Raw genomic sequence first — 24,815 nt, 5'->3', positions numbered from 1 at the left:
CGCCGGTGGCGTCGCAGGATCGTTTCTGCGAGGCGTGCGGGCGCAACCTGCGGGTGCAGCGGACACCGGTGGGTGGTCCGGGCGCGCAGTGGCCGCCGTTGTGCGCGTGCGGTAGCCAGGAGTTCGACGCCGACGGGTTCTGCGAGCAGTGCGGCCGGGCGCGGCCGTCGGCGCGGGACCGGGTGGAGTTCGTGCTGGCCGGGGTGGCCGGGGTGAGCGACCGGGGCAAGCGGCGGCAGCGCAACGAGGACTCGATGGCGTTCGGCCGGGTGCGCGGGCGTGGTGTCGCGGTGGTGGTGTGCGACGGGGTGGCGTCGTCGGAGCGGGCCGAGCAGGCGTCGCAGACGGCGGTGGACACGGCGGCGGACGTGCTGCTGACGGGGTTGCAGTCGGGGATGGACGCCGAGGCGCTGACCGCGGACGCGGTGGTGGCGGCGAACGAGGCGGTGGGCCGGTTGGCGCGGCCGGAGGCGGCGGAGGTGGCGCCGTCCTGCACGTTCGTGTCGGTGGTGGTGACCGACGACTCGGCGACGGTGGGCTGGGTCGGCGACAGCCGCGCGTACCTGGTGGCCGAGGCGGGTGCGGCGCGGTTGACCACGGACGACACGTGGGCGGCGCAGTTGGTCGCGGAGGGGGTGTTGACCGAGGAGGAGGCGCTGACCGACCGGCGGGCGCACGTGCTGTCGCGGTGGTTGGGCGCGGACTCCGGGGTCGAGGCGCCGCAGACGGTGACGTTCAAGGTGGAGACGCCGGGGCTGCTGGTGCTGTGCAGCGACGGGTTGTGGAACTACGTGCCGGAGCCGGAGGACCTGCTGGAGGTGCTGCCGCGCGGGGTGCCGCCGATCGAGGTGGCGCGGGAGCTGGTGGAGGTGGCGTTGAAGTCCGGTGGGCACGACAACATCACGGTGGTCGTCGTTCAACTGCGGGGTGGGCATGGCGCTTGATTTCGCGGTCGAGGTGTTCCAGAACGAGTACCTGCCCGAGGGGGCGGCCGAGGTCGACGCGATCGTGACGGTGACGACCACCGGGTCGGCCGAGGGGGTCGCGGAGGTGGTGTCCGGTGACGCGGCCGAGGTGATCGTCGTGGACACGTCGGGGTCGATGCGGTACCCGCCGGCGAAGTTGGCGGCGGCGAAGCAGGCGACCGAGGCGGCGATCGACACGCTGCGCGACGGGGTGTCGTTCGCGGTGGTGGCGGGCACGGACTCGGCGCGGGTGGTCTACCCGCGGTCGGGTGGGCTGGTGGTGGCCGACGGGCGGACGCGGCTCGCGGCCAAGCAGGCGGTGCGCCGGTTGCGGGCCGACGGCGGCACGGCGATGGGCCGGTGGCTCGCGCTGGCCGACGAGTTGTTCGCCGGGTACTCGGGCGGGCCGAAGCACGTGATCCTGTTGACCGACGGGGAGAACCAGCACGAGTCGCCGCGGCAGTTGGCGCGGGTGCTGGACGAGGTGGCGGGCCGCTTCACCGGCGACTGCCGCGGTGTGGGCACGGACTGGCAGGTGGCGGAGCTGCGGCGGATCGCCGAGGCGTTGTTGGGGACGGTGGACATCGTGGCCGACCCCGACGGGTTGGCCGAGGACTTCCGGTCCATGGCGGCGACCGCGATGGGCAAGGCGGTGGCGGACGTGTCGCTGCGGCTGTGGACGCCGGAGGGGGCGCGGGTCCGGTTCGTCAAGCAGGTGTCGCCGGGGTTGCTGGACCTGACCGGGCGGCGGGTGGAGTCGGGGCCGCGCACGGGCGACTACCCGACCGGCGCGTGGGGCGGCGGGGAGAGCCGCGACTACCACGTGTCGGTGCGGGTGCGGCCGGCGGACGTGGGCGACCGGATGCTGGCGTCGCGGGTGAGCCTGGTGGGGCCGTCGGGCGACGTGCTGGGCCAGGGCCGGGTGCTGGCGGTGTGGACCGAGGACGCGGCGTTGTCGACCCGGATCAACGCCGAGGTCGCCCACTACAACGGGCAGGCGGAGCTGGCCGAGGCGATCCAGGACGGTCTGGAGGCGCGCAAGGCCGGTGACGTGGGCCGGGCGACGGCGAAGCTGGGGCGGGCGGTGCGGCTGGCGCACGAGTCGGGCAACACGGACACGGCGAAGCTGCTGGCCAAGGTGGTGGAGGTGCAGGACCCGGGCACGGGGACGGTGCGGCTGCGGGCGCGGGTGGCCGACGCCGACGAGATGACGCTGGACACCCGGTCGACGGTGACCAAGCGGGTCGGGAAGGGCTAGCCATGGCGACCTGCCCGGCGGGCCACGACTCGGCCACCGACGACTACTGCGACGTGTGCGGCGCGCCGATGCCGGGTGCCGGGGTCGTGGCGCCGGCGCGGGTCGAGGCGTCGGCGCCGGGTGGTGGGGTCGAGGGGACGTGCGCGGCGTGCGGCGCGGTGCGGGTGGGTCGGTTCTGCGAGGAGTGCGGGCACGACTCGCTGAACCCGGTGCCCGCACCGGCCCCGGCGGCGACACCGACACCGGTGTCGTGGCACGTGACGGTGGAGGCGGACCGGGCGTACTTCGAGCGGGTGGTCGCGGCGGGCGGGCCGGACGCCGCCGCGATGGCGTTCCCGCGGTTCTGCCCGCCGCGCCGGTTCGAGCTGTCGGGGCGGCAGGTGTCGGTGGGGCGGCGGAGCCGGTCGCGGGGCATCTTCCCGGAGATCGACCTGGTGGGTCCGCCGGAGGATCCGGGCGTCTCGCACCACCACGCGCTGCTGGTGGCGTCGGAGGGTGGTTGGGCGGTGGTGGACCTGGACTCGACGAACGGGACCACGGTGAACGAGGGCGGGGAGCCGCTGCGCCCGGATCGTCCGCACCCGCTGGAACCGGGTGACCGGGTCCACGTGGGGGCCTGGACCACGATCACCCTGCACCGGTCGGGCGGACCGGCCGACGGACCGTCCCGAGGCGACCGGTCCTAGCGCGGCCGAGGCGGACGGCGTTCAGGACGGTGTTGATGGCGCCGCGTTCAGGGCTCCGCGTTCACGGTTCGGCCCGGAACGCGTCGGCGTGGTCGGCGGCCCAGTCGGCGAAGGTGCGGGCGGGGCGACCGGTAACGCGTTGGACGACGTCGGTGACCGTGTACCCGGCCTCGGGGACGTCGGCGTAGAGCCCGAGGACGAAGTCGGCCTTCTGCGCGGGTCCGCCGGGCGCGACGCGGTAGATCTGCAGCGACGGCGGTTCGGCGGTCCACAGGGCGCGGGCGCGGTCCGGGGTGAGTTCCTCGAACCGCAGGTCGCGACCGGTGGCCTCGGCGAGGTGGCGCACCTTGTCGCGCGGGGTGAGCGCTTCGGGGCCGGTGAGGGTGTAGGTCTGCCCGGCGTGGCCGTCGGTGGTGAGCGCGGTGGCGGCCACGGCGGCGATGTCGGCTTCGTGGACGCAGGCGCTGCGCCGGTCGCCGTGCGGTTCGCGGATGACGCCGTGGGCGCGCAGGGGCGGCCCCCAGTCGGTGAGGGTGTTGGCCATGAACTCCAGCGGGTGCAGTTGCGTCCACTCCAGGCCGGTGGCGCGCACGGCGGGTTCGAGGGTGCCTTCGGCCCAGCCGCCCAGGAGGGTGACGCGACCGACGCCGGCGCGCACCGCGGCGGCGGCGATCCGGTCGCCGTCGTCCAGCGGCCGGTAGCCGTGGCCGAAGTTGATCAGGTGGGCGGCGGTGACGCCGGCGAACGCGGCGGCGAGGCTGTCGACGTCGGTGGTGTCACCCCGCACGACCTCGACGTCGTCGGGCAGGCGGGCGGCCTCGGGGCGGCGGCTCAGGGCGCGGACCCGGTGTCCGGCGGCGAGCAGGTGGGTGACGAGGTGGCGGCCGACGGTGCCGGTCGCGCCGGTCACGAGGACGGTCATGGGTGGTCCCCCCGGATAGACTTCGTGCGGATCGGATACGATACGGAGACCATATCATATGAGTTCCATAGATTCTGTGGGTGGGCGGGACCGGCGGCGGGCCGTGGCGGGCATCAAGGACGCGCTGCGGGAGTTGCGCAACCAGTTGTCGCTGCTCAACCACCAGGTCTCGCGGCGGTTGGAGCTCAAGGACGTCGACCTGGACTGCCTGGAGCTGGTGCAGCGGCTGGGGCCGATGACGCCGGGTGAGTTGGCGCGGGTGGCGGGGCTGCACCCGGCGACGTTGACCGGCATCCTCGACCGGTTGCAGCGGGCGGGGTGGGTGGTGCGGGAACGTGACGCGAACGCGGCGGACCGGCGGGCGGTGGCGGTGCGCGCGCTCAAGGACCGCAACCCGGAGTTGTTCGGGCTGTACGCGGGGATGAACTCGGCGCTGGACGGGCTGTTCGACGGCTACAGCGAGGCGGAGCTGGCGTTGCTGGCGGACTTCCTGCGGCGCACCGCGGCGTTGGGCCGCACGGCCGCGGAGGAGTTGGGGCGGGACTAGCGGGCGCGAACGGAGTCCGCGACTGGGCCGGCCGCGCGGGGGTCGGTGGGCCGTCGCGCCGGTTTTCGGTCGGAGGCCCGCACGCGTTGTCGATCACGAATACGGTGGGTCCGTGCGGATCAAAGGGGGGCCCGCCGTCGGTGTGGCGTTTTCGGGCGCACGTCGTCGGTCATGCCGGGTCGGGGAGGCGTGATGGCCGACGCGGTCGACCTGGTGCTGGCGCAGTGGTCGGTGCAGCGCCCGGACGTGGACACCTCGCCGATGGCGGTGCTGGCGCGGGTGACGCGGTTGGCGCGGCTGCTGGAGCGCGAGCTGCGGGAGTTCGTGGGTCGGTTCGACCTGGAGCCGGGCGAGTTCGACGTGCTGACCACGTTGCGGCGGGCGGGGTCGGCGCACGGCATGACGGCGGGCGCGTTCCTGTCCGCGTCGCTGGTCACGGCGGGCGCGATCACCAACCGGGTCGACCGGATGGAGGCCAAGGGCCTGGTGGAGCGCGTGCCGGACGCCGCGGACCGGCGGGTGGTGCGGATCAAGCTGACCGACCGGGGCGCGCGGCTGGTGGACGGGATGCTGGCCGAGCACATGCGGCACTACGCGCGGCTGCTGGAGCCGTTGGACGGCGAGGCGAAAGCGGTGGTCGCCGACGCGTTGCGGACGCTGCTGGAGCAGTGCGAGTAGCACCGGATCCGGCGACTCGGCCGCGCCGCGGGCGAGTCTGGTGTACACCACAACCGGAGGGTTGGCACGAGAGCCGGGGGCGGGCGTGGCGGACGACGGGAGCGGGTCGAAGGCCGGGACCGAGAAGGTCAAGCTGTACGGGACGGTGATCTCGGCGGTGTCGTCCCTGATCGCGATCGCGGTGTTCCTGGGGTGGGACGACGAGATCAAGGGCGCGATCCCGTTCGCGCAGTCCTCGTCCTCGGTCGTGCCGACCCCGACGCGCGCGCCGATCGGGTCGCCGGGCGAGGTGGCGGTGACGACGGACGAGGACACCACTGCGGAGGACACCGCCACGGAGGACGAGACCACCACGACGACGACCGAGGAGTCGCCGTCCCCGGAGGAGTTGCGGCTGGACTACATCAGGCGGGCCGACGCGGCGTGCGCCCCGGCGATCCAGGACCGGCCGGCCGCGGTGACGACCCTGGACTACGGCTACATGATGGCGGTGCTGGACGCGCGCAACCGGATGTTGCAGGACTGGTCGGCGGTGGTGGTCGAGCCGCGCGAGGCGGGCAACTACAGCCGCATCCAGCAGATGTGGAACGACTTCCGCAACGCGAGCACGTTCTGGAACTACATGGCGGACAACGTGCTGGCGAGGAACTCCGCGGGCTTCCAGGCGGAGTTGGAGCGGTACCGGGCGGCCACGGCGGCGTTCGTGGGCGCTGCGGGCCGCTACGGCTTCGGGATGTGCGCGTTCGGCTGGAACTCGGTGTCGGGCTAGCCCGACACCTCCCGGGCCGGGCCGGCGCCGATCAGCGGGGCACGGCGTCGAGGGCCTTGAAGATCCGCTTGTCGGAGACGGTGTAGCGGGTGCCGATGGTCTGGGCGAAGTAGCTCAGCCGCAGTTCCTCGATCATCCACCGCACCTCGTCGAGCTCGTCGTGGGGTTCGTCGGCGGGCAGGGCGGCGCGCAGTTCGCGGTACTCGGCGTGCACGGCGTGGACGCGGTCCATCCACTCCTGGTCGCGGCGGACGTTCTCGGGCAGCTTCTCCAGCCGCCGCGCGATGCCCTGCAGGTAGCGGTGCACGTCGACGAGCCGGTCGGCGCCCGCCTCGGTGACGAACCCCCGGTGGACCAGGCCGGTGAACTGGGCCCGGACGTCGGCCAGGGACTCCTCGAACACCGGGCCGCGCACCGCGTTGAGGCGCAGTTCGACGTCCTGGGCGGCTTCCAGCACGCGGCGGACCTTGTGCACCACGTCGAACGTGGTCTCGCCCAGGCCGCGGCGGACGTGGTCGGTGAGCTTGGTGAACGCGGCCTGGTCCCACACCGGGCCGCCGGCCTGGCGCAGGAGTTGGTCGACGGCGGCGGCGATGCAGTCGGCCAGCAGCGGTGCGACGCCGCCGTGCGGGTTGCGGGTGAGGGCGAGCTTCTCGGCGTTGTTGAGGCCGCGTTGGAGGGTCTTGACCGGGGACGGGGTGTTGAGCAGCAGCAGTCGGCGGGTGCCGCGCCACATGGCCTGCCGTTGGCGGCCGGGGGTGTCGAGGATCTCCACCGCGACGGTGTCGCCCTTGTCGACCAGGGCGGGGTAGGCGGTGACGACGATGCCGGAGCGCTGCCGCTGCACGGTGCGGGGCAGGTCGCCGACGTCCCAGGTGGTCAGGCCGGTGCGGGCGAGGTTGCTCGCGGCGGCGGCCAGCGTTTCGCGCAGTTGGCCGCGCAGTTGGGCCTTGAGGGCGGCGAGGTCCTTGCCCCGGGCGAGTTGGCGGTCGTTCTCGTCGACGACGGTGAAGGTGAGCTTGAGGTGTTCGGGCACCTGGTCGAGCTGCCACTCGCCGCGGGGCACCACGACGCCGGTGAGCGTGCGCAGTTCACGTTCCAGGGCGGGCAGGAGCGGTTCGTCGGGGTCGATGCCCGCCAGCGCGGCGGCGGCGACGTCGGGCACGGGCACGAAGTTGCGGCGCACCGGTTTGGGCAGCGACCGGATGAGCGCGACGACGAGGTCGGTGCGCAGCCCGGGTACCTGCCAGGACAGCGAGTCGTCCGGCACGGTGGTCAGCGCGGGCAGCGGCAGCGTGACGGTGACGCCGTCGACGGACGTGCCGGGTTCGAACCGGTAGGTCAGCGGCAGGGTGAGCCCGCCGCGGCGCAGTTCGTCGGGGTAGGCGTCGGGGGTGACCGCGGCGCGGTCGTTGACCAGCATCGCCTTGTCGAAGGTGAGCAGGTCGGGTTCGGTGTGGCGGGTCTTCTTCCACCAGGTGTCGAAGTGCCGGGCGGACACGACGTCGGCGGGCACGCGCCGGTCGTAGAACTCGTAGACGGTGTCGTCGTCCACGACGATGTCGCGGCGGCGGGCCCGGTTCTCCAGTTCCTCGACCTCGGCGAGCAGCTCGCGGTTGTGGTGGAAGAACTTGTGGTGGGTGGTCCACTCCCCCTGCACGAGGGCGTGGCGGAGGAACAGCTCGCGGGACAGCTCGGGGTCGATGCGCCCGTAGTCGACCTTGCGCGAGGCGACGATGGGCACGCCGTAGAGGGTGACCTTCTCCAGGGCGACGACGGAGCCGCGCTTGGCTTCCCAGTGCGGTTCGCTGTAGGTGCGCTTGACCAGGTGTTCGGCGAGCTTCTCGGCCCACTCGGGTTCGATCTTCGCCACGGTGCGGCCCCACAGCCGTGAGGTCTCGACCAGTTCGGCGGCCATCACCCACTGGGGTGGTTTGCGGAACAGGGCCGAGCCGGGGAAGATCGCGAACTTCGCGTTGCGGGCGCCGAGGTACTCGGTGGCGACGCGCTTGCCCTGCTCGTTCTTGCCGGGGCGTTTGGGCACGTCCTTGACGCCGATGTGGGACAGCAGCCCGGACAGCAGCGACAGGTGGACGTTGCGGGGGTCGGCGGGCTGGTCGTTGACGTGCACGCCGAGGGTTTTCGCGACCTGCCGCAGCTGCTGGTAGATGTCCTGCCACTCGCGCACGCGCAGGTAGTTGAGGAACTCGGTGCGGCACAGCCGGCGGAACTGGTTGCTCGACAGCTCCTTCTGCCGTTCGCGCACGTGCTGCCAGAGGTTGAGGTAGGCGGTGAAGTCCGAGTCGGGGTCCTTGAAGCGGGCGTGGAACTCGTCGGCGGCCTGCTGCTTGTCCGAGGGGCGTTCGCGGGGGTCCTGGATGGACAGGGCGGCGGCGATGACCATGACCTCGCGGACGCAGCCGTTGCGGTCGGCCTCGACGACCATGCGGGCCAGGCGAGGGTCGACGGGGAGCTGGGCGAGCTTGCGGCCCAGCGGGGTGAGCTTCTGCTCGGCGGGCAGGATCGCGCCGAGTTCCTGGAGCAGCTGCACGCCGTCGCTGATGTTGCGGGCCTCGGGCGGGTCGATGAACGGGAACGCGGCGATGTCGCCCAGGCCGATGGAGGTCATCTGCAGGATGACCGAGGCGAGGTTGGTGCGCAGGATCTCCGGGTCGGTGAACTCGGGGCGCGCGTCGAAGTCGTCCTCGGCGTACAGGCGGACGCAGATGCCCTCCGACACGCGGCCGCAGCGGCCCTTGCGCTGGTTGGCCGAGGCCTGGGAGACGGGTTCGATGGGCAGCCGCTGGACCTTGAGGCGGTGGCTGTAGCGGGAGATGCGGGCGGTGCCGGGGTCGACGACGTACTTGATGCCGGGCACGGTCAGCGAGGTCTCGGCGACGTTGGTGGCGAGCACGACGCGCCGGCCGCGGTGGGGTTGGAACACGCGGTGCTGCTCGCCGAACGACAGCCGCGCGTACAGCGGCAGGATCTCGGTGTCGCGCAGGTCGAGCGCGGCCAGGGCGTCGGCGGTGTCGCGGATCTCGCGTTCGCCGGACAGGAACACCAGCACGTCGCCGGGTCCTTCGGCCTGCAGTTCGCGCACGGCGTCGCAGACGGCCTGGGTCTGGTCGCGGTCCGGGTCGGCGTCGGGGTCCTCGGGGTCGACGATCGGGCGGTAGCGGACCTCGACGGGGTAGGTGCGGCCGGAGACCTCGATGATCGGGGCGTCGCCGAAGTGCCGGGAGAACCGCTGCGGGTCGATGGTGGCGGAGGTGATGACGACCTTGAGGTCGGGTCGCCGGGGCAGCAGCTGCCTGAGGTAGCCGAGCAGGAAGTCGACGTTGAGGCTGCGTTCGTGGGCCTCGTCGATGATGATCGTGTCGTAGCGCGACAGCATCCGGTCGGTCTGGATCTCGGCCAGCAGGATGCCGTCGGTCATGAGCTTGACCAGGGTGTCCTCGCCGGACTGGTCGGTGAACCGGACCTTGTAGCCGATGGCGCTGCCCAGCGGGGTGTCCAGTTCCTGGGCGACGCGTTCGGCGACGGTGCGCGCGGCGAGGCGGCGGGGCTGGGTGTGGCCGATCTGGCCGAGCACGCCGCGGCCGAGTTCGAGGCAGATCTTGGGCAGCTGGGTGGTCTTGCCCGAGCCGGTCTCGCCGGCGACGATCACGACCTGGTGGTCGCGGATGAGCGCGGCGATGTCGTCCTTGCGGGCGCTGACGGGCAGCTCGGCCGGGTAGGTGATCTTCGGCACGGCCTCGCGGCGCAGGGCGACGCGCAGTTCGGCGGCCTCGACGTCGGCCTCGATCCCGGCGAGGACGGCGGCGCGGGCGGAGTCGTCGCGGACCTTGCGCGCGCCGTCGAGCCTGCGTGCCAGCCTCCGCTGGTCCCGCGTCATCAGGTCGGACAGGCGTTTGCGCAGGTCAGCGTGCGACATCTGGTTCATTTGGGTCAAGGATATCGAGGGTGGGCCGGCGGGGCTGCCGATTATCGGCCGGCTCGCGCCCGCCGCTCGCCGCGCAGGGCGAGTTGGCGTGCCTGGGCGACGAGCTGCCCGGTGGTGTCCCACAGCTCCAGGTCCTCCACGTAGTGGCTGCCGGCCAGGTGGCGGGTGGCGGTGCGGGCGGCCAGCCACCCGGCCGCGGGCCGGGCGTGGACCTGGACGGTCAGCTCGATGGTGGCCGCGTCGAGCACGCCGAGCTCGATGGCGGCCGGCGCGGCGCAGTCCGCCAGGGTCGCCAGGCTGGCGGTGTCGGCGGGGCGGCCGTCGGCGAAGCGCATCCAGAACTCGGCGTCCGGCGCGCCGGACGGGCGTCCCCGTGCCCAGCCGTGGGGTTGCGGGGCGCGCACCTCGACGCGGTCGGCGACGGTCGCGCCGGGCAGGCGCAGGCCGTCGTAGGCGTCGACGCACTCGTCGGGCGGCGGCAGGTCGGGGGCCTTGCCGAGGACGTGGGTGGGGCCGGTGGCGGTGCCGTAGGTGGCGACCACCCGGAGCACCTCGTGGTGGCCGCAGGTCAGGCGGGCCTCGCCGGTGGAGACCCGGCGGCCGGTGCGGACCACCTCGGTGTCGACGCGGGCCGGTCCGAGGACGCCGGGGCGCAGGTAGTGGGCGCTGACGACGAGCGGGTCGGGGTGCGGCAGCACCCCGCCGAGGGCGCGCAGGCAGGACGCGACGAGGTAGCCGCCGTTGGGTCGGCCGCCCGCGCCGCCCCAGCGGTCGGTGAGGTGGGCGGTGAACCGCCCGTCCCCCGCCGCGTCCACCCGCGTGTCGGTGTCCCACTCGTGCATGGCGATCACACTAATGGGTGATTCCGACGGGTGTTTCAGTCGCCGTACGGGCTTCCGCCGTCGCGCTTGACGTCGGTGACGATCGCCTTGAGCCGGTTCATCAGCAGGTTGTGCAGGCCGGGGCCGAAGCTGACCCGCGCCACGCCCAGCGCGGCGAGTTCGGCCGGTGCGGGCGTGCCGGGGCCGTGGCCGATGTTCACCGGGCGGCCGCCGACGGCCTCGACGAACTCGGCGGTCCGGTCGGCGGGCAGCCGCAGCGGGTAGACGCAGTCCGCGCCGGCCTCGAAGTAGGCCAGCGCGCGTCGCACGCCGTCCTCGAACGAGTGGTCGCCGTGCAGGTACACGTCGACGCGGGCGTTGATCACCAGGTCGTGGTCGGCGGCGCGGACGGCGGCCAGGAAGTCGGCCTGCTCGGCGAGCTCGACCATGGTCGCGGTGGCGGGGTCGGAGTCCTCCAGGTTGCAGCCGACCGCGCCCGCCTCCGCCAGCCGGGCCGCGACCTGCGCGGGCGGCAGGCCGTAGCCGCGTTCGATGTCGGCGGTCACCGGCACGTCGACCGCGGCGGTGATCCGGCGCACGGCGGCGAACGCCTCGTCGGCGGGCATGCCGTGCCCGTCGCGGAACCCGAGGGCGGCGGTCACCGCGGCGCTGGCGGTGGCCAGGGCGGGGTAGCCCGCCTCGGCGACGACCCGCGCGGACGCGACGTCCCACACGTTGGGCAGCACGAGCGGGTCGCCGGGCACGTGCAGCGCCCGCAACGCCCGCGCCGACCCGGTCAGGTCGGTTCGGGTCGCTCTGGTCTCGGTCACTTCGCTCTCCTGTCACGGCAGGGGTCGCGGGCGCGCGAGAGCCCCCGACCCGGTTCCACGTCTTCGTCACGACGGTCACCCGCGCCACTCCGGCCGTCGACCCTCCCCAGGGGTGCCGTGGCGGTCCGCCTCCGTGGGTGTCGCTCCACCCGATGATCACGGTACGCGCCGCCCGAGGCCCCGGTGCAGGGATCGGGTGGCGGCGCGGCAGGGCGTGGTCGTGGGGTGCGCGACCCCGGCCGAGCACGCCTGCCGCGCCGCGCTGCACGCGGTGGCCCGGACCCTTACGGCGTGAGGTCCAGGGCGGCGCTGAAGGTGCCGTCCATGTGGAACGGCGTGGAGGTGTGCTCGTGGGCGATGCGCCACGCGCCGTCCACCCGCCGCAGGCACACCGTGGCGCGGAACCACAGGTCGAACGCCTCGTCGTGGCCGCGCGGGACCGCGGACATGCGGTTGAGGCTGTGGCAGAACGCGAGGTCCCCCTCGGCGGTGATGTCCAGGTCGCGGACCTCGTAGTCCACCGCGGAGTCGAACGTGGCGAACCAGGCGCGCATCGCCTCGGGGTCGACCACCTCGGGCGCGGTGTGCCGCAGCGGCGGCGCGAGGGTGAAGGTGACGGCGTCGGGCAGGTAGTCGGCGACGAGGCGGTCCGCGTCGCCGGCGCGCATCGCCGCGGCGCGCCCGTCGAGCAGGTCCCTGATGTCGGTGTGCTCGCTCATGGTGGTCTTCCCTCTCCGACGGGGCACCCCGGTCGGGCGCCCTGCACGGGGGACGTAGAAGCTGGACCGGCGTTCTCGACATCCCGGTCCGGATTTCCGCGGAGGGTTCTGGTGAGGTACCTCGTCCTGATCTACAGCAACCCGGAGTCCCGCGCGATCTGGGACCGGATGGGCAACGACGAGCGGTCCGCCGGCCTGGACGCCTACGCGGCGTTGGACGAGGAGCTGGCCGCCTCCGGCGAGCTGGTGGTGTCCGAGGCGTTGGCCGACCCGGCGCAGACCGCCCGGGTGACCGTGCGCGACGGGCGGGCCTTGGCCACCGACGGCCCGTTCGCCGAGGCCAAGGAGCTGCTGGCCGGGTTCTACCTGGTGGAGGTGCCGACGCGGGAGCGGGCGGTGGAGATCGCGGCGCGCGTCCCCGAGGCCCGCCTGGGCCTGGTGGAGGTACGGCCGGCGCTGTCGTCCCTGGACGACTTCCTGCGGTGACCGACCCCGGCATCGGCCCGCTGCTGCGGGAGCTCGCGCCGCGCGTGCTGGGCGCGCTGGTGCGCCACCACGGCGGCTTCGACGCCTGCGAGGACGCCGTGCAGGAGGCGTTGCTGGCCGCGGCGACCCGCTGGCCCGTCGACGGGGTGCCGGACAACCCGACCGGCTGGCTGGTCACGGTCGCGTCGCGGCGGCGGATCGAGCGGTGGCGGGCGGACACCGCGCGACGACGGCGGGAGGAGGCGGCGTTCGCGCTCACCCCACCCGACCCGCAACCCGTGCCCGGCACCGACGACACGCTGACGCTGCTGGTGCTGTGCTGCCACCCGTCGCTGACGCCGCCGTCGCAGGTGGCGTTGACCCTGCGCGCGGTGGGCGGCCTCACCACCGCCGAGATCGCGCGGGCGTTCCTGGTGCCCGAGACCACGGTGGCGCAACGCATCAGCCGCGCCAAGCAGCGCATCAAGGCCGCCGGCGCCCGCTTCGACCTGCCGCCCGACCCGGAACGCGACCGGCGGTTCGACGCCGTGCGGCACGTGCTGTACCTGGTGTTCACCGAGGGCCACACCGCCAGCTCCGGCGCCGACCTGCACCGCGTCGACCTCTCCGGCGAGGCGGTCCGCCTGGCCCGCGAGCTGCACGCGCGGCGTCCCGGCGACGGCGAGTCGGCCGGGCTGCTGGCGTTGATGCTGCTCACCGACGCCCGCCGACCAGCACGCACCCGGCCCGACGGATCGCTGGTGCCCCTGGCCGAGCAGGACCGCACCCGGTGGGACGCGGCCATGATCGCCGAAGGCACCCGGCTGGTGCACGACGCGCTGACCACCACCGCGATCGGCCCCTACCAGCTCCAGGCCGCGATCGCCGCCCTGCACGACGAGGCCCACGACGCCGCCGACACCGACTGGAAGCAGATCCTGGGCCTGTACGACCTGCTGCACGCGCTCACCCCCGGCCCGATGGTCGCGCTCAACCGGATCGTCGCCGCCGCCATGGTGCACGGCCCCACCGAGGGCCTGGCCCGACTGCGCGACGCCGCCGCCGACCCCGCGCTGGCCGGGCACCACCGGGTCGACGCCGTGCGCGCCCACCTGCTGGAGCTGGCCGGCGACCGGGAAGCGGCCCGCGAGCACTACGCCCGCGCCGCCCGCGCCACGCTGAGCCTGCCCGAACGCCGCTACCTCGAACAACGCGCCCGACAGCCCTAGCCCACCCGACCGCGACCCGCCGTTCGGCGGCTGGCGGATCGGCAACCCGCCGTTCGGCGGCTGGCGGATCAGCGGCGCGGCCGATGAGCTGGATCACGCGATGAGTCGGGGGACGGCCCATCGAGGGGGAATTGGCTTGTTCCGACCCGTGCCGGTGCCCGTGCTGCCACCCAGCACCGCACTGGCCGACCTGGCGACCGCCGGCGAGCACCACGCGTGGCTGGCGGGCACCACCGGCGTGTTCACCAGCCACCCGTCGGCGCCGCTGGTGCTGAGCTGGACCGGCGAGACCTGGCGCGTCGAACCGCTGCCCGACCTGCCCGCCGCGGCCAGCCTGTCCGGGGTGTCGGCCACCGCGCCCGACGACGTCTGGGCGGTCGGCAACAGCGCCGGCCGCCCCCTGGTACTGCACTACGACGGCACGGCCTGGCAGGTCGTCACCACACCCCGCATCACCTGGGCCAAAGCCGTCGCCGCGGTCCGCGGCGACGACGTGCACGTGGTCGGCACCGGCCGCGACGCCCTCCACTTCGACGGCGCGGCCTGGCGACTGCGCACCGCGCTGTCCTCGGCCCGCGAAGGATTGCAGACCGTCACCGCCGCCGGACCCCACGACGTGTGGGCGGGCGGCGGCGGCCTCGCCGGCACCGGACCCGGCACCTACGAGTACCCGGTGCTCGTGCGCTGGGACGGCCGCACCTGGACCGAGGTCGCCGGACCCCGCCACGAACGCGGCCACGTCGCCCGCCTCGCCGCCACCGCCCCCGACGACGTGTGGCTCGGCCACGTCCGCGACACCGAAGGCCTGCGCGTGCACCGCTGGGACGGCGAGCAGTGGAACGCCGTGCCCACACCCGAGGACCCCGACCGGCTCAGCGTGCACGGCGTCGCCGCGGGCTGGACCTGGGGCGTGCGCGCCGCCCGCCGCTCCTTCGAGACCAGACCCGCGTTCCACCGCTGGACCGGCCGCGGCTGGACCGCCGTGGCACTGCCCGACGACCTCGCCCGCACCTCCGCCTCCCACGTCGGCCTCACCACCACCGGCGCCACCACCTGGGCCTACCTCAAAACGGCGGCCGGCGTGCACGTGCTGCGCCACACGGTCCCGTGACCCCGCGCCACGCGCTGAGGCACACTGCCCCGTGACCTTCCGCCTCACCGTCCTGGGCACCGCCACGCCCTACCCGCGCCCCGGCAACCCCTGCTCCGGCTACCTGCTGCGCAGCGAGCACACCGCCGTGTGGGTCGACGCCGGCCCCGGCACGCTCGCCGAGCTGCAACGCCACCACCGCCCCGACCTCCTCGACGCCGTGTGGATCTCCCACACCCACGCCGACCACGCCGCCGACCTGCTGCCCTACTACTACGCGCTGCTGTTCGCCGACCGACAACCGCACGCGCCCATCCCGCTCTACGGCCCACCCGGCCTCGCCGACCGACTGGAAACCTTCCTCGAAGGCGCCTCGCCCAACCCCGCCGCCGCCGCGTTCGACGTCCACGAACTGCACGACGGCCACCGCGCCGAGATCGGCGACATCACCCTCACCAGCCGCGCCGTACACCACGGACTGCCCGCGTTCGGCCTGCGCGCCACCCGCGACGACGCCGTGTTCGCCTACTCCGGCGACACCGGCCCCTGCCAGGCCCTCGACGACCTCGCCGACGGCGCCGGCCTGTTCCTGTGCGAAGCCGACGGCGACGGACCCCACCACTGCTCCCCCGAGGACGCCGCCCGAGCCGCCCGCGGCGCCCACCGCCTCCTGCTCACCCACGTCGGCCACACCCTCGGCACCGCCGAAGCCGCCGAACGCGCCCACGCCCCCGTCGCACGACCAGGTGAAACATTCACCATCAGGTGACCTCCAGCGGGTGAACGTCGCCTACACCCGTCCCACCGCGCCCCACCGCGCCAACCGACGCGCCAACGCCACCGCCATCCCCGCCGCCACCAGCAACGGACCCGCCAACTGCGCCACCGTCGCCACCACCACCGGCGACCCCGGCAACACCAGCACCACCAACAACACCACCGTGCCCACCACCCACGACCCGGTGATCGCCGACCGCGCACCCAACGCGATCAACGCCGGCTGCAACACCTGCGCCACCATCAACAGGATCGTGCCCACCCCCAACGCACCCATCACCACCCACGACAACCGCGCCTCCGCGCCGAAGAACACCCGCACCGCCCACGGACCCAACACCGCAGACCCCACCGCGCCCACCACACCCACCACCAACACCCACACCGAGATCCGCCGCAACACCGCCCGCACCGCACCCACGTCACCCCGCGTGGCCGCCTCCGTCAACCCCGGCAACAACAACGCCTGCACCGGCGAGAACACGAACAACGGCACCCTCACCAGGATGAACGCCGACGAGAACGCCAACGCCAACGCCGCGTCCCCCGGCAACCGCGCCGTCACCACGATCGGCGCCACGTTCGCCACCGCCTGCACCAACAACCCCGCCAACACCAACAACGCCAAACCCTCCACCCGCCCCGACCCCGCCACCCCGTCCGGCCCGGCCACCCCACCCGCCACGGGCACCGACCGCGACCGCAACCACACCAACCCCGCCGCCACACCCACCACGGTCCCCAACGCGAACGTCAGCCCGAACACACCCGCACTCGCCACACCCACCGCGGCCACCACGATCGCACCCGACAACCGGGCGAAACCCTCACCCGCCAAAGTCGCCGCATAACCGGAGAACCGACGCATTCCACCCAACACACCACGCGCCAGGTAAATAGCCGCCGAAGTCACCACCGCCACCACCACCGCCACGAACAACGGCCACGAACCTTTCAACGACCGTTCCACCAACACCGGCGACACCACCACCAACACACCCACCACCACCAGCGTCAGCACCACACCCTCACGACCCACCCGGCGCACCGCCCCACCAGGCCGTTCACCCCCCGCCAACGCCCGCGACGTGGCATGGCTGGCCTGCTGCTCCAACGCCGAGAAGATCCCCGGACCCACGATGTTCGCCAACAGGTAGAACGCCGCCACCGCCGCCGCGTCCGCCGCCGACAACGAATGACCCGCGATCGCCACGAACGCGTAACCCGACCCACCGAGAACCAACGTGCCCAACCCCATCACGACAGCGGGGCTCAACCGACGCGGGGGCATGATGTCTGCGCTCACCGCCAACACAGTAGGCTGCCTCGTCGCCACCTCCTGAAAGCCGGTGTCCCCGGTGCTCGGGTGGAACCACGAGGGGCAGGCGCAAGGGGAAGGGTCGTGGCAAGGGGATGGGTGTTCCACACCGCAGCCTGATCGTCGGTCGTACGAGGTGACCATGAACGGCATCGACATCATGCTCCCCCACTACGGGGACATCTCGTACCTGAAGACCGCCGTGCGCAGCGTCATCGCCCAGGACGACGAGAACTGGCACCTCACCGTCGTCGACGACAGCGTCACCGACAACGACCTGCCCGACTGGTTCCACTCACTGCGCGACAGCCGCATCACCTACCAGCGCAACGAGCACAACCTCGGCATCAACGCCAACTTCCAGAAGTGCCTCGACCTCGCCGAACGCGACTTCCTCGTGGTCATGGGCTCCGACGACGCCATGCTGCCCAACTACGTCAGCACCATCCGCCGCGCCACCCAGCGCTACCCCGACGCCGACGTGGTCCAAGCGGGCGTCGAGGTCATCGACAGCACCGGCCAGGTCGTCCGCCCCCTCACCGACCGCGTCAAACGCGGCCTCTACGCCCCCGACACCACCACCCCCAGGACCATGAGCGGCGAAGACCTCGTCGTCAGCCTCCTGCGCGGCAACTGGACCTACTTCCCCTCCCTGTGCTGGCGCCGCGAAGCCCTCAAAGACCTCGGCTTCCGCCAAGGCCTGCGCGTCGTCCTCGACCTCGCCCTCATGCTCGACCTCGTCGAACGCGGCGGCCAACTCGTCGTCATCCCCGACCTCTGCTTCCAGTACCGCCGCCACAACGCCAGCGTCTCCTCCTCCCTGGCCTCCCTCGGCGGCCGGTTCACCGAAGAACACGACTTCTTCGTCGACGTCGCCGAACACATGGACCGCATCGGCTGGCACCGCGCCGCCAAAGCCGCCCGCCTGCACCTCTCCTCCCGGCTCCACGCCCTGCTCCTGCTGCCCGGCGCCGTCACCTCCCGGCAGAGCGCCAGCGCCAAGGTCCTCGTCCGCCACGCATTCGGATCCACCAAACCCGTGAGGAAGTGATCGACGGTGCTGTCCACCGCGCCAGAACAACCGCCGCGGACCAGCCCCGAGCACACCCCGCCGCCGCCGCGCACCACCGCACAACCCCGCCGAGGCCTGCTCTTCGCCGCCGAAGCCCTCGTGTCCGTGGCCGCCGCAGCGCTGATGGTGTTCCTCGCCCGCGGCATCGACGTCAACCCGCTCGACCGGATCGGCCAGATCAGCGGCCTGGCCGCACTCCAACTCCGCTTCGCCCTCATCGCCGCGGTGCTGCTCCTGCTCACCATCCTCACCGCCCGCGCACGCTGGATCACCCACACCCCCCTCGCCCGCCGCATCGCCGCCGCCGCGGCCGCCGGCCTGTTCAGCGGACTCGTCGCCGGCGCCGTCCTGGTCGCCCTGCGCGGCACCACCTGGGGCCTCAACGCCGACGGCGGCGACTCCGGCGCCCTCACCCGCTGGGCCCACACCCTCATCGACACCGGCACCATGCAGGCCGACTACCCACCCGGCTGGGTCCACGCCATCGCCTGGTACTCCCAACTCACCGACACCGCCCCCGAACACTCCCTCAAGGTGCTGCAAATCCTCGGCACCGCCCTGTTCGGACCCGTCGCCTACCTGTCCTGGCGACTGCTGCTGTCCCCCCTGTGGGCACTGGGCCTCGGCGTCGTCCCCGGCATGGTCCTGATCGACCCCTACAAGCCCTACACCAACCTCATGCTCGTCGCGATGATCCCCGTGCTGCTCGCCCTGCTGCGCCGCCTGCGCCGCGCCGGCGACACACCCTGGCGCGGCATCGCCCTGCACGGCATCGGCATCGGCGCCGCCCTCGGCCTGATCTTCCTCGTCTACTCCGGCTGGTTCGTCTGGTCCGCGCCCGGCGTGCTGCTCTCCACCCTCGTGCTCTTCCCCTGGCGCACCGGCCGGCTCAAAGGCCTCGCCCTGATCGCCATCACCGCCGCCGTCTTCGTCGCCGTCTCCTTCCGCCACCTCTTCGGCCTGCTCACCGCCTCCGGCTCGGTCAAGGACCGCTACTTCTACTGGGACACCTGGACCGAACCCACCTACATCGCCATGTGGCGCAGCGACCTGCCCGGCAACACCGGCCCCTGGCCGCCACCCGGCGAACTCGGCGGCGTCGGCCTGTTCACCGTCCTGGCCCTCGTCGGCCTCGCCGCCGCCATCGCCGTGGCCCGCAGCCGCACCGCCGTCATCGTCCTCACCTCCGTGTTCGCCGGCGCCTGGCTCCTGCGCTTCTACTTCGGCTCCCAGATGTACGCCGCCGACGCCGTGCAGCTGTGGCCCCGCAGCACCGCCGAACTGCTCTACTGCCTGCTGCTGCTCACCGGCTTCGCCGCCTACTACGGCGTGCGCCGCTTCGACGGCGTCGCCCGCGTCCGCACCGCGCTCACCTCACCGTCCACCGGCATCGGGGTGCTCGCCGCACTGCTGCTGCTCATCGCCTCCGCGGGCTCCTCCACCGGCGACCGGTACATGCCGCGCACCGACAACTCCCTCGGCTACCTCGCCACCGCCTCCCACCTGATCAAGCAACCCGACGGCAGCTGCTCGGCCTACGCCCACACCCTGGGCAAGGGCTGCTTCGAGCTGAGCGACCCCCGCTTCGGCGAGACGCTGCTGGAGCTCGCCGAGCTCGGGCCCAAGCGCGGCGAGCTGCCGCACCCGCCACCGGGCGGCTGACCCGCGGCACGTGACGGCGGTGGGGGTGGTCGGAGCGATCCGACCACCCCCACCGCCATGTCGGCCCGATCACCACGCCGTCCCGACCGCGCGGGTGCCGGTCGAAGTGCGGGGGCCACCCGGCCGGGTCAAAATCACCATCGTGCTGAAGCTGACCGCGACGGTGCTCGACGCACCCGACGCCCAAGCCCTCGCCCGCTTCTACCGCGACCTGCTCGGCTGGCCGCTGCGCGACGACGAACCCGGCTGGGCCACCCTGCGCCCGCCCGACGGCAGCGCCGGGCTGTCGTTCCAGACCGAGCCGGACTACCGGCGACCCACCTGGCCCGCCGCCGACGGCGCGCAGCGGATGATGGCGCACCTGGACATCATGGTGGACGACCTGGACATCGCCGGGGCGCACGCGACCGGTCTGGGTGCGACGCTCGCCGAGTTCCAGCCCCAGGAGGGCGTGCGCGTCTACCTCGACCCGGCGGGCCACCCGTTCTGCCTGTTCCTCGAAGGCTGGTGAGCCCCCGGCGTCAGGGCGACCCGATGGCCCGGGTGATGGAGTCCAGCACGCCAGGGAAGCGGAGTTCCATCTCCTCGCGCCGCAGCTGGTGCGTGCGGTAGCTGCCCTGGGGCGTCACCCGCAGCACCCCGGCCTCGCGGAGCACTTTCAGGTGATGCGACAACGTCGACATGCTGACCGGCACGTCGAACTGCCCGCAGACGATCCCACCCGATCGTGCGAGCTCGGCCACGATCCGCAGCCGAACGGGATCCGCCAGCGCGCTCAGCACGGTGGCGAGGCGCATGTCCTCCACGTCCGGGTGTTGTAGGGCGCGCACGATTTCGCATAGTAGCGACCCGGGTCAAGTGGTCTATTAATTCACACTGAAGATATTAAGAGGATCGACGGTGTTAGGGTGACGTGGTGACCTTGCCGGAGCCGGTGCGCGCGGAACTCGACCGCGTGACGCACGGGCCCCTGGTCGACTTCGCCGCGTTGGAGCAGGTGCGACGGCGCTTCGACGCCGAGCAGGCCGACGCCCTGTCGACGTACCTGCGGGCGGCGCAGTCGGCGAACACCCTGCGCGCCTACCGCTCGGACTGGGTGGCGTGGGCCGCGTGGTGCGAGGCGGAAGGTCGGGTGGCGCTGCCCGCGGACCCGGTCGACGTCGCGGTGTACCTGGCGGTGGCCGCGAACGCGACGAAGGCCGACGGCTCCCCCGCGTTCGGCCCGTCGACGCTGGAGCGCAAGGCCGCCGCGATCGCCGCGGTGCACGCCGCCGGCGGCCTGCCCTCCCCCACCCGGTCGGACGTGGTGCGGTTGACGTTGCGCGGTGTGCGCCGCACCCGGCAGGCGCAGCCGCGGCGCAAGCGGCCGGTGCTGCTGGGCACGTTGGAGGCGTTGTTGGCCGAACGGCCGCCGCCGGGCTGGCCGACGGGCGTGGCCCGGCGGCGGGACGCGCTGCTGCTGTTGGTGGGGTTCGCGGGGGCGTTGCGGCGCAGCGAGTTGGCGGCGGTGGCGCTGGAGGACGTCACGGTGGACGTGGACCCGCGCACGCACGAGCCGCTGCTGCTGGTCGAGCTGGGCGTCACCAAGACCGACCAGACCGGCGCGCACCGCCAGCGGGTGGTGCTCCCCCGCGGCGCGCGGCGCCCGACGTGCCCGGTGTGCGCGTTCGCGGACTGGGCGGACGTGCTGACCGCCCCGGACCCGCGGGCGGTGCTGGAGGGCGAGGGCGACCCGGAGGCGACGCACCGCTGCCACGCCTACCGGCCGGGCCCGTTGCGCGGCCCGCTGTTCCCGTCGGTGAGCAGGCACGGGCGGCTGGGCGGTCGGTCGATGTCGGACCGGGCGGTGTCGGACGTGGTGAAGCGGTACGCGCAGCGGGCCGGGTTGGACCCGGCGCTGTTCGGCGGGCACTCGTTGCGGGCGGGGTTCGCCACCCAGGCGGCGTTGGGCGGGGCGAGCGACCGGGAGATCATGCGGCAGGGCCGCTGGACCAACCCGCGCACGGTGCACCGCTACATCCGCACGGCGAACCCGTTGGAGGACAACGCGGTCACCCGCCTCGGACTGTGATCAAGGGCGCACGGTGGGTTGTTAACTTCTAACACGTCACGTCCGTCCGGCCTGAACCGAACGGTCTAGCGGGTTAGCGCGCCGGGCCGCTTGCGCGGTTTGTTTCCGAGATGTTTCCACCCGCGTTGATCTGCGGTTATGCCGGTTTTCGGTGCGGGGCCGCGCGCGCTGACCTGCACGGGTGCCGCGGCCCCGTCGGGAACCGGGCCCGCAGGAGGGCGTTCACCTGCGCTTTGACGCCCATACGATCGTCTTCACGCGGCCGCCCGCCCCGGCCAAGCACACCGTGGCCCCCGGACTACCCTGCACTGTCCGGGGGCCACGCGCTGTTCGTGCCGGCCCGAGGACCGGGCTCGTGATCAAGCGCCGGTTCAGGCGCCGGTGGTGCCGCCCACGACGGCGTCGGAGGACGGCGGCTGCTCCGCCTTCTCCGGTGCGGGCGCGAGGCCGGACAGGTCGCCGCCGTTGTCGTTCACGCGCAGCACGAACGGCCGGGTCTGGGTGTACTGGACGATCGACACCGACGCGGGGTCGACCACGATGCGCTGGAACCCGTCGAGGTGGACGCCGAGCGCGTCGGCCAGCACCGACTTGATGACGTCGCCGTGGCTGCACGCCAGCCACACCGCGCCGGGGCCGTGCTCGGCGGTGATCCGGGCGTCGTGGGCCCTGATGGCGGCCACCGCGCGGGACTGGACGGCGGCGAGGCCCTCCCCGTCGGGGAACACCGCCGCGGACGGGTGCTGCTGCACGACCGACCACAGGGGTTCGGAGAGCAGTTCCTTGATCTCGCGGCCGGTCCACTGGCCGTAGTCGACCTCGGCGAGGTCTGGGTCGACCACGGGGTCGAGGCCGCGGTCGGCGAGCAGGGGCGCGAGGGTCTGCCGGCAGCGTTGCAGCGGCGAGGTCACCACGGCGGCGACGGGCACGCCCGCGAGCCGGGTGACCAGCGCCGCGGCCTGTTCCTCGCCGCGGTCGGACAGCTGCACGCCGGGTTGGCGGCCCGCGAGGACGCCCGCTCCGTTGGCGGTGGAGCGGGCGTGTCGCAGCAAGATCACGGTAGCCACGGGGCCACCCTATGCCGGGTTGAGCAGTCCCATGGACAGCAGCCCCATCAGCACGATGCCCAGCAGCAGCCGGTACCACACGAACGCCGAGTAGCTGTGCTTGGAGACGTAGCGCAGCAGCCAGGCGATGGTGGCGTAGCCGACGGCGAACGCGACGACCGTGGCGACGATCATCTGCGGCACGGACGCGGCGTTGGGCTCGGAGCGGTCGAGCACGTCGGGGATGCTGAACAACCCGGCGCCGAACACCGCGGGCAGGGCCAGCAGGAACGAGTAGCGGGCGGCGGCGGCGCGGTCCAGGCCGAGGAACAGGCCCGCGGTGAGGGTCCCGCCGGAGCGGGACACGCCGGGGATCAGCGCCAGCGCCTGGGCCAGGCCCATGCCGACGGCGTCCTTGAGCTGGAGCTTGTCGCGCACGTGCGTGGCGAACTGGTCGGCCAGGCCGAGCAGCAGGCCGAACACGATGAGCACGGTGGCGGTGATCCACAGGTTGCGGAACGAGGAGCGGATCTCGTCCTTGAACAGGTAGCCGAGCACGCTGATCGGGACGGACCCGATGATCACGTACCAGGCCATCCGGTAGTCCTGGGTCTGGCGCGCGGCCCGGCTGAACAGGCCGCGGAACCAGGCGGCGATGAAGTTGCCGATGTCCTTGGCGAAGTAGATCAGCACCGCGACCTCGGTGCCCAGCTGGATGACCGCGGTGAACGACGCGCCCGCGTCGTTGCCGAAGAACAGCGTGGAGACGATCCTGACGTGCGCCGACGAGGAAATGGGCAGGAATTCCGTGAGTCCTTGGACGAGTCCTAGGACGAGGGCCTGCAACCAGCTCAACTACCCACTCCTGCCAGATCCAGAGCTTCGGTCGCCGTGCGGAGCGCGGCGATCCCCTGCTCGAGATCTTGCAGCATGGGCGAAAGGGTGAGCGTGGTGACCCCTGCTTCGGCGTAGGCGCGCATCCGGTCGGCGATGCGGTCCTTCGGGCCCAGCAGGGATGTGCCGTCGAGGAACTCGACGGGCAGCGCGGCCATGGCGCCGTCGTAGTCCTTGGCCAGGTACTTGTCCTGCACCTCGGCGGCCTCGGCGGCGAAGCCCATGCGGGCGGCGTTGTCGTTGTAGAAGTTCTTCTGCCTGCTGCCCATGCCGCCGACGTAGAGCGCGGCGTAGGGGCGGATCCGGTCGGCGCAGGCGCGCCAGTCGTCGCCGACGACCATGGGGACGGTGGCGGCGATGTCGAAGCCGTCGAGGGTCCGGCCCGCCTTCGCGCGGCCCGCCTTGAGCGAGGCGACGGTGTCGGCGGAGTGCTCGGGCGACAGGAACAGCGCGAGCCAGCCGTCGGCGATCTCGCCCGCGAGCTCGACGTTCTTCGGCCCGACGGCGGCGAGGTAGACGGGGATGTGCTCGCGCACCGGGTGCACGGTGAGGGTGAGGGCCTTGCCGGGGCCGTCGGGCAGCGGCAGCGTGTAGTGCTCGCCCTCGTAGCGCAGCCGGTCGCGGCGCAGGGCGGCGCGGACGATGTCGACGTACTCGCGGGTGCGGCCCAGGGGCTTGTCGAACCGCACGCCGTGCCACCCCTCCGACACCTGCGGGCCGGACACGCCCAGGCCGAGGCGGAACCGGCCGCCCGACAGGGAGTCCAGGGTGGCGGCGGTCATCGCGGTCATCGCCGGCGTCCGCGCGGGGATCTGCAGGATCGCGCTGCCGACGTCGACGCGTTCGGTCTGCGCGGCCACCCAGGCCAGCACGGTGGGCGCGTCGGAGCCGTAGGCCTCGGCGGCCCACACCACCGAGTAGCCCAGTCGGTCGGCTTCCTTGGCCAGTTCGAGGTTCGCGGCGTCGTTGCCCGCGCCCCAGTACCCGAGGTTCAGTCCCAGTCGCACGACCGCAGACCCTACCGGTCGGTAACCTGCTTGGCCAGGTGGG

At 72.9% G+C, this 24,815-nt stretch carries 24 protein-coding genes; 14 read left to right on the top strand and 10 right to left on the bottom strand.

Annotated elements, in window-relative coordinates:
• Positions 1 to 5: 5 nt before the first annotated feature.
• The 3 genes from ACYVLT_RS00800 to ACYVLT_RS00790 are packed head-to-tail and all read left to right on the top strand — an operon-like array spanning position 6 to position 2,909.
• Positions 6 to 944 (top strand): PP2C family protein-serine/threonine phosphatase, encoded by a 939-nt coding sequence (locus ACYVLT_RS00800; RefSeq protein ID WP_461118096.1) that lies wholly within the window; start codon positions 6 to 8, stop codon positions 942 to 944.
• Complete coding sequence (locus ACYVLT_RS00795; RefSeq protein WP_461118095.1) at positions 934 to 2,223, top strand: vWA domain-containing protein; 1,290 nt, start codon at positions 934 to 936, stop codon at positions 2,221 to 2,223. Before ACYVLT_RS00800 ends, ACYVLT_RS00795 begins: the two co-directional genes overlap by 11 nt.
• 2 nt (positions 2,224 to 2,225) lie before the next feature.
• Entirely contained in the window at positions 2,226 to 2,909 is a 684-nt protein-coding gene (locus ACYVLT_RS00790) for an FHA domain-containing protein (protein ID WP_461118094.1), read from the top strand.
• A gap of 61 nt (positions 2,910 to 2,970) precedes the next feature.
• On the opposite strand, the gene ACYVLT_RS00785 is transcribed toward ACYVLT_RS00790, so the two are convergent.
• Positions 2,971 to 3,831 (bottom strand): NAD(P)H-binding protein, encoded by an 861-nt coding sequence (locus tag ACYVLT_RS00785; protein WP_461118093.1) that lies wholly within the window; start codon positions 3,829 to 3,831, stop codon positions 2,971 to 2,973.
• Positions 3,832 to 3,889: 58 nt separating this feature from the next.
• Between ACYVLT_RS00785 and ACYVLT_RS00780 the strand changes: the two genes are divergently transcribed.
• The 3 genes from ACYVLT_RS00780 to ACYVLT_RS00770 all read left to right on the top strand — a co-directional run bounded on the left by ACYVLT_RS00780 (position 3,890) and on the right by ACYVLT_RS00770 (position 5,825).
• Positions 3,890 to 4,378, top strand: coding sequence for a MarR family winged helix-turn-helix transcriptional regulator (locus ACYVLT_RS00780; RefSeq protein WP_461118092.1), 489 nt, complete (start codon positions 3,890 to 3,892; stop codon positions 4,376 to 4,378).
• A 192-nt stretch (positions 4,379 to 4,570) separates the two neighbouring features.
• A complete protein-coding gene (locus ACYVLT_RS00775; protein WP_461118091.1) occupies positions 4,571 to 5,056 on the top strand; it encodes a MarR family winged helix-turn-helix transcriptional regulator in 486 nt (161 codons plus the stop codon).
• Positions 5,057 to 5,117: 61 nt separating this feature from the next.
• A complete protein-coding gene (locus ACYVLT_RS00770) occupies positions 5,118 to 5,825 on the top strand; it encodes a hypothetical protein (protein ID WP_461118090.1) in 708 nt (235 codons plus the stop codon).
• A 31-nt stretch (positions 5,826 to 5,856) separates the two neighbouring features.
• Here the strand turns inward: ACYVLT_RS00770 and hrpA are convergent, their stop codons facing one another.
• From hrpA to ACYVLT_RS00750, 4 genes are all read right to left on the bottom strand, one after another.
• A complete protein-coding gene (hrpA, locus tag ACYVLT_RS00765; protein WP_461118089.1) occupies positions 5,857 to 9,771 on the bottom strand; it encodes an ATP-dependent RNA helicase HrpA in 3,915 nt (1,304 codons plus the stop codon).
• Positions 9,772 to 9,812: 41 nt separating this feature from the next.
• On the bottom strand, positions 9,813 to 10,613 hold the full coding sequence (locus ACYVLT_RS00760) for a thioesterase family protein (RefSeq protein WP_461118088.1): 801 nt from the start codon (positions 10,611 to 10,613) through the stop codon (positions 9,813 to 9,815).
• Between the two features lie 35 nt (positions 10,614 to 10,648).
• Positions 10,649 to 11,422, bottom strand: coding sequence for an isocitrate lyase/PEP mutase family protein (locus tag ACYVLT_RS00755; RefSeq protein WP_461118087.1), 774 nt, complete (start codon positions 11,420 to 11,422; stop codon positions 10,649 to 10,651).
• 284 nt (positions 11,423 to 11,706) lie between these two features.
• Positions 11,707 to 12,141 carry a YybH family protein gene (locus tag ACYVLT_RS00750; RefSeq protein WP_461118086.1) on the bottom strand — a complete coding sequence of 145 codons (435 nt, stop codon included), beginning with the start codon at positions 12,139 to 12,141 and terminating at the stop codon, positions 11,707 to 11,709.
• Positions 12,142 to 12,252: 111 nt separating this feature from the next.
• Here ACYVLT_RS00750 and ACYVLT_RS00745 point away from each other — a divergent pair, with 111 nt between their 5' ends.
• The 4 genes from ACYVLT_RS00745 to ACYVLT_RS00730 all read left to right on the top strand — a co-directional run bounded on the left by ACYVLT_RS00745 (position 12,253) and on the right by ACYVLT_RS00730 (position 15,694).
• Complete coding sequence (locus tag ACYVLT_RS00745) at positions 12,253 to 12,627, top strand: YciI family protein (protein WP_461118085.1); 375 nt, start codon at positions 12,253 to 12,255, stop codon at positions 12,625 to 12,627.
• On the top strand, positions 12,624 to 13,835 hold the full coding sequence (locus ACYVLT_RS00740; protein WP_461118084.1) for an RNA polymerase sigma factor: 1,212 nt from the start codon (positions 12,624 to 12,626) through the stop codon (positions 13,833 to 13,835). Before ACYVLT_RS00745 ends, ACYVLT_RS00740 begins: the two co-directional genes overlap by 4 nt.
• A gap of 136 nt (positions 13,836 to 13,971) precedes the next feature.
• On the top strand, positions 13,972 to 14,946 hold the full coding sequence (locus ACYVLT_RS00735) for a hypothetical protein (RefSeq protein ID WP_461118083.1): 975 nt from the start codon (positions 13,972 to 13,974) through the stop codon (positions 14,944 to 14,946).
• Positions 14,947 to 14,977: 31 nt separating this feature from the next.
• Positions 14,978 to 15,694 carry an MBL fold metallo-hydrolase gene (locus ACYVLT_RS00730; RefSeq protein WP_461118082.1) on the top strand — a complete coding sequence of 239 codons (717 nt, stop codon included), beginning with the start codon at positions 14,978 to 14,980 and terminating at the stop codon, positions 15,692 to 15,694.
• Positions 15,695 to 15,715: 21 nt separating this feature from the next.
• Here ACYVLT_RS00730 and ACYVLT_RS00725 read toward each other — a convergent pair whose 3' ends face one another.
• The gene (locus ACYVLT_RS00725) at positions 15,716 to 17,008 is read right to left on the bottom strand and encodes a hypothetical protein (RefSeq protein ID WP_461118081.1); all 1,293 of its coding nucleotides are present in this window, start codon (positions 17,006 to 17,008) and stop codon (positions 15,716 to 15,718) included.
• Between the two features lie 154 nt (positions 17,009 to 17,162).
• Between ACYVLT_RS00725 and ACYVLT_RS00720 the strand changes: the two genes are divergently transcribed.
• The 3 genes from ACYVLT_RS00720 to ACYVLT_RS00710 all read left to right on the top strand — a co-directional run bounded on the left by ACYVLT_RS00720 (position 17,163) and on the right by ACYVLT_RS00710 (position 20,265).
• A complete protein-coding gene (locus ACYVLT_RS00720) occupies positions 17,163 to 18,071 on the top strand; it encodes a glycosyltransferase family 2 protein (RefSeq protein WP_461118080.1) in 909 nt (302 codons plus the stop codon).
• A 6-nt stretch (positions 18,072 to 18,077) separates the two neighbouring features.
• Positions 18,078 to 19,754 (top strand): hypothetical protein, encoded by a 1,677-nt coding sequence (locus tag ACYVLT_RS00715; RefSeq protein WP_461118079.1) that lies wholly within the window; start codon positions 18,078 to 18,080, stop codon positions 19,752 to 19,754.
• A 145-nt stretch (positions 19,755 to 19,899) separates the two neighbouring features.
• Positions 19,900 to 20,265, top strand: a complete 366-nt coding sequence (locus tag ACYVLT_RS00710) for a VOC family protein (protein WP_461118551.1) — start codon at positions 19,900 to 19,902, stop codon at positions 20,263 to 20,265.
• Positions 20,266 to 20,275: 10 nt separating this feature from the next.
• Here the strand turns inward: ACYVLT_RS00710 and ACYVLT_RS00705 are convergent, their stop codons facing one another.
• Positions 20,276 to 20,584 (bottom strand): ArsR/SmtB family transcription factor, encoded by a 309-nt coding sequence (locus ACYVLT_RS00705; RefSeq protein WP_360451458.1) that lies wholly within the window; start codon positions 20,582 to 20,584, stop codon positions 20,276 to 20,278.
• Between the two features lie 86 nt (positions 20,585 to 20,670).
• Here ACYVLT_RS00705 and ACYVLT_RS00700 point away from each other — a divergent pair, with 86 nt between their 5' ends.
• Positions 20,671 to 21,825, top strand: coding sequence for a site-specific integrase (locus tag ACYVLT_RS00700; protein ID WP_461118078.1), 1,155 nt, complete (start codon positions 20,671 to 20,673; stop codon positions 21,823 to 21,825).
• A 371-nt stretch (positions 21,826 to 22,196) separates the two neighbouring features.
• On the opposite strand, the gene ACYVLT_RS00695 is transcribed toward ACYVLT_RS00700, so the two are convergent.
• Genes ACYVLT_RS00695 through ACYVLT_RS00685 form a run of 3 tightly spaced genes read right to left on the bottom strand, consistent with a single transcriptional unit; the run spans position 22,197 to position 24,772 of the window.
• The gene (locus ACYVLT_RS00695; RefSeq protein ID WP_461118077.1) at positions 22,197 to 22,892 is read right to left on the bottom strand and encodes a histidine phosphatase family protein; all 696 of its coding nucleotides are present in this window, start codon (positions 22,890 to 22,892) and stop codon (positions 22,197 to 22,199) included.
• Between the two features lie 9 nt (positions 22,893 to 22,901).
• On the bottom strand, positions 22,902 to 23,726 hold the full coding sequence (locus ACYVLT_RS00690) for an undecaprenyl-diphosphate phosphatase (protein ID WP_461118076.1): 825 nt from the start codon (positions 23,724 to 23,726) through the stop codon (positions 22,902 to 22,904).
• Positions 23,723 to 24,772 (bottom strand): LLM class F420-dependent oxidoreductase, encoded by a 1,050-nt coding sequence (locus tag ACYVLT_RS00685; RefSeq protein WP_461118075.1) that lies wholly within the window; start codon positions 24,770 to 24,772, stop codon positions 23,723 to 23,725. Before ACYVLT_RS00685 ends, ACYVLT_RS00690 begins: the two co-directional genes overlap by 4 nt.
• Positions 24,773 to 24,815: the final 43 nt, after the last annotated feature.

The sequence above is a fragment of the Saccharothrix stipae genome, assembly GCF_054781895.1.
The sequence above is the reverse complement of the archived record's forward strand: the minus strand, read 5'-3'. Positions and strand labels throughout refer to the sequence as shown.

Bases quoted from the DNA above. Each gene is read 5' to 3' on its own strand.
- ACYVLT_RS00795 (WP_461118095.1), top strand. From the start codon at position 934: ATGGCGCTTGATTTCGCGGTCGAGGTGTTCCAGAACGAGTACCTGCCC.
- ACYVLT_RS00790 (WP_461118094.1), top strand. From the start codon at position 2,226: ATGGCGACCTGCCCGGCGGGCCACGACTCGGCCACCGACGACTACTGC.
- ACYVLT_RS00785 (WP_461118093.1), bottom strand. From the start codon at position 3,831: ATGACCGTCCTCGTGACCGGCGCGACCGGCACCGTCGGCCGCCACCTC.
- ACYVLT_RS00780 (WP_461118092.1), top strand. From the start codon at position 3,890: ATGAGTTCCATAGATTCTGTGGGTGGGCGGGACCGGCGGCGGGCCGTG.
- ACYVLT_RS00775 (WP_461118091.1), top strand. From the start codon at position 4,571: ATGGCCGACGCGGTCGACCTGGTGCTGGCGCAGTGGTCGGTGCAGCGC.
- hrpA (WP_461118089.1), bottom strand. From the start codon at position 9,771: ATGAACCAGATGTCGCACGCTGACCTGCGCAAACGCCTGTCCGACCTG.
- ACYVLT_RS00760 (WP_461118088.1), bottom strand. From the start codon at position 10,613: ATGCACGAGTGGGACACCGACACGCGGGTGGACGCGGCGGGGGACGGG.
- ACYVLT_RS00750 (WP_461118086.1), bottom strand. From the start codon at position 12,141: ATGAGCGAGCACACCGACATCAGGGACCTGCTCGACGGGCGCGCCGCG.
- ACYVLT_RS00720 (WP_461118080.1), top strand. From the start codon at position 17,163: ATGAACGGCATCGACATCATGCTCCCCCACTACGGGGACATCTCGTAC.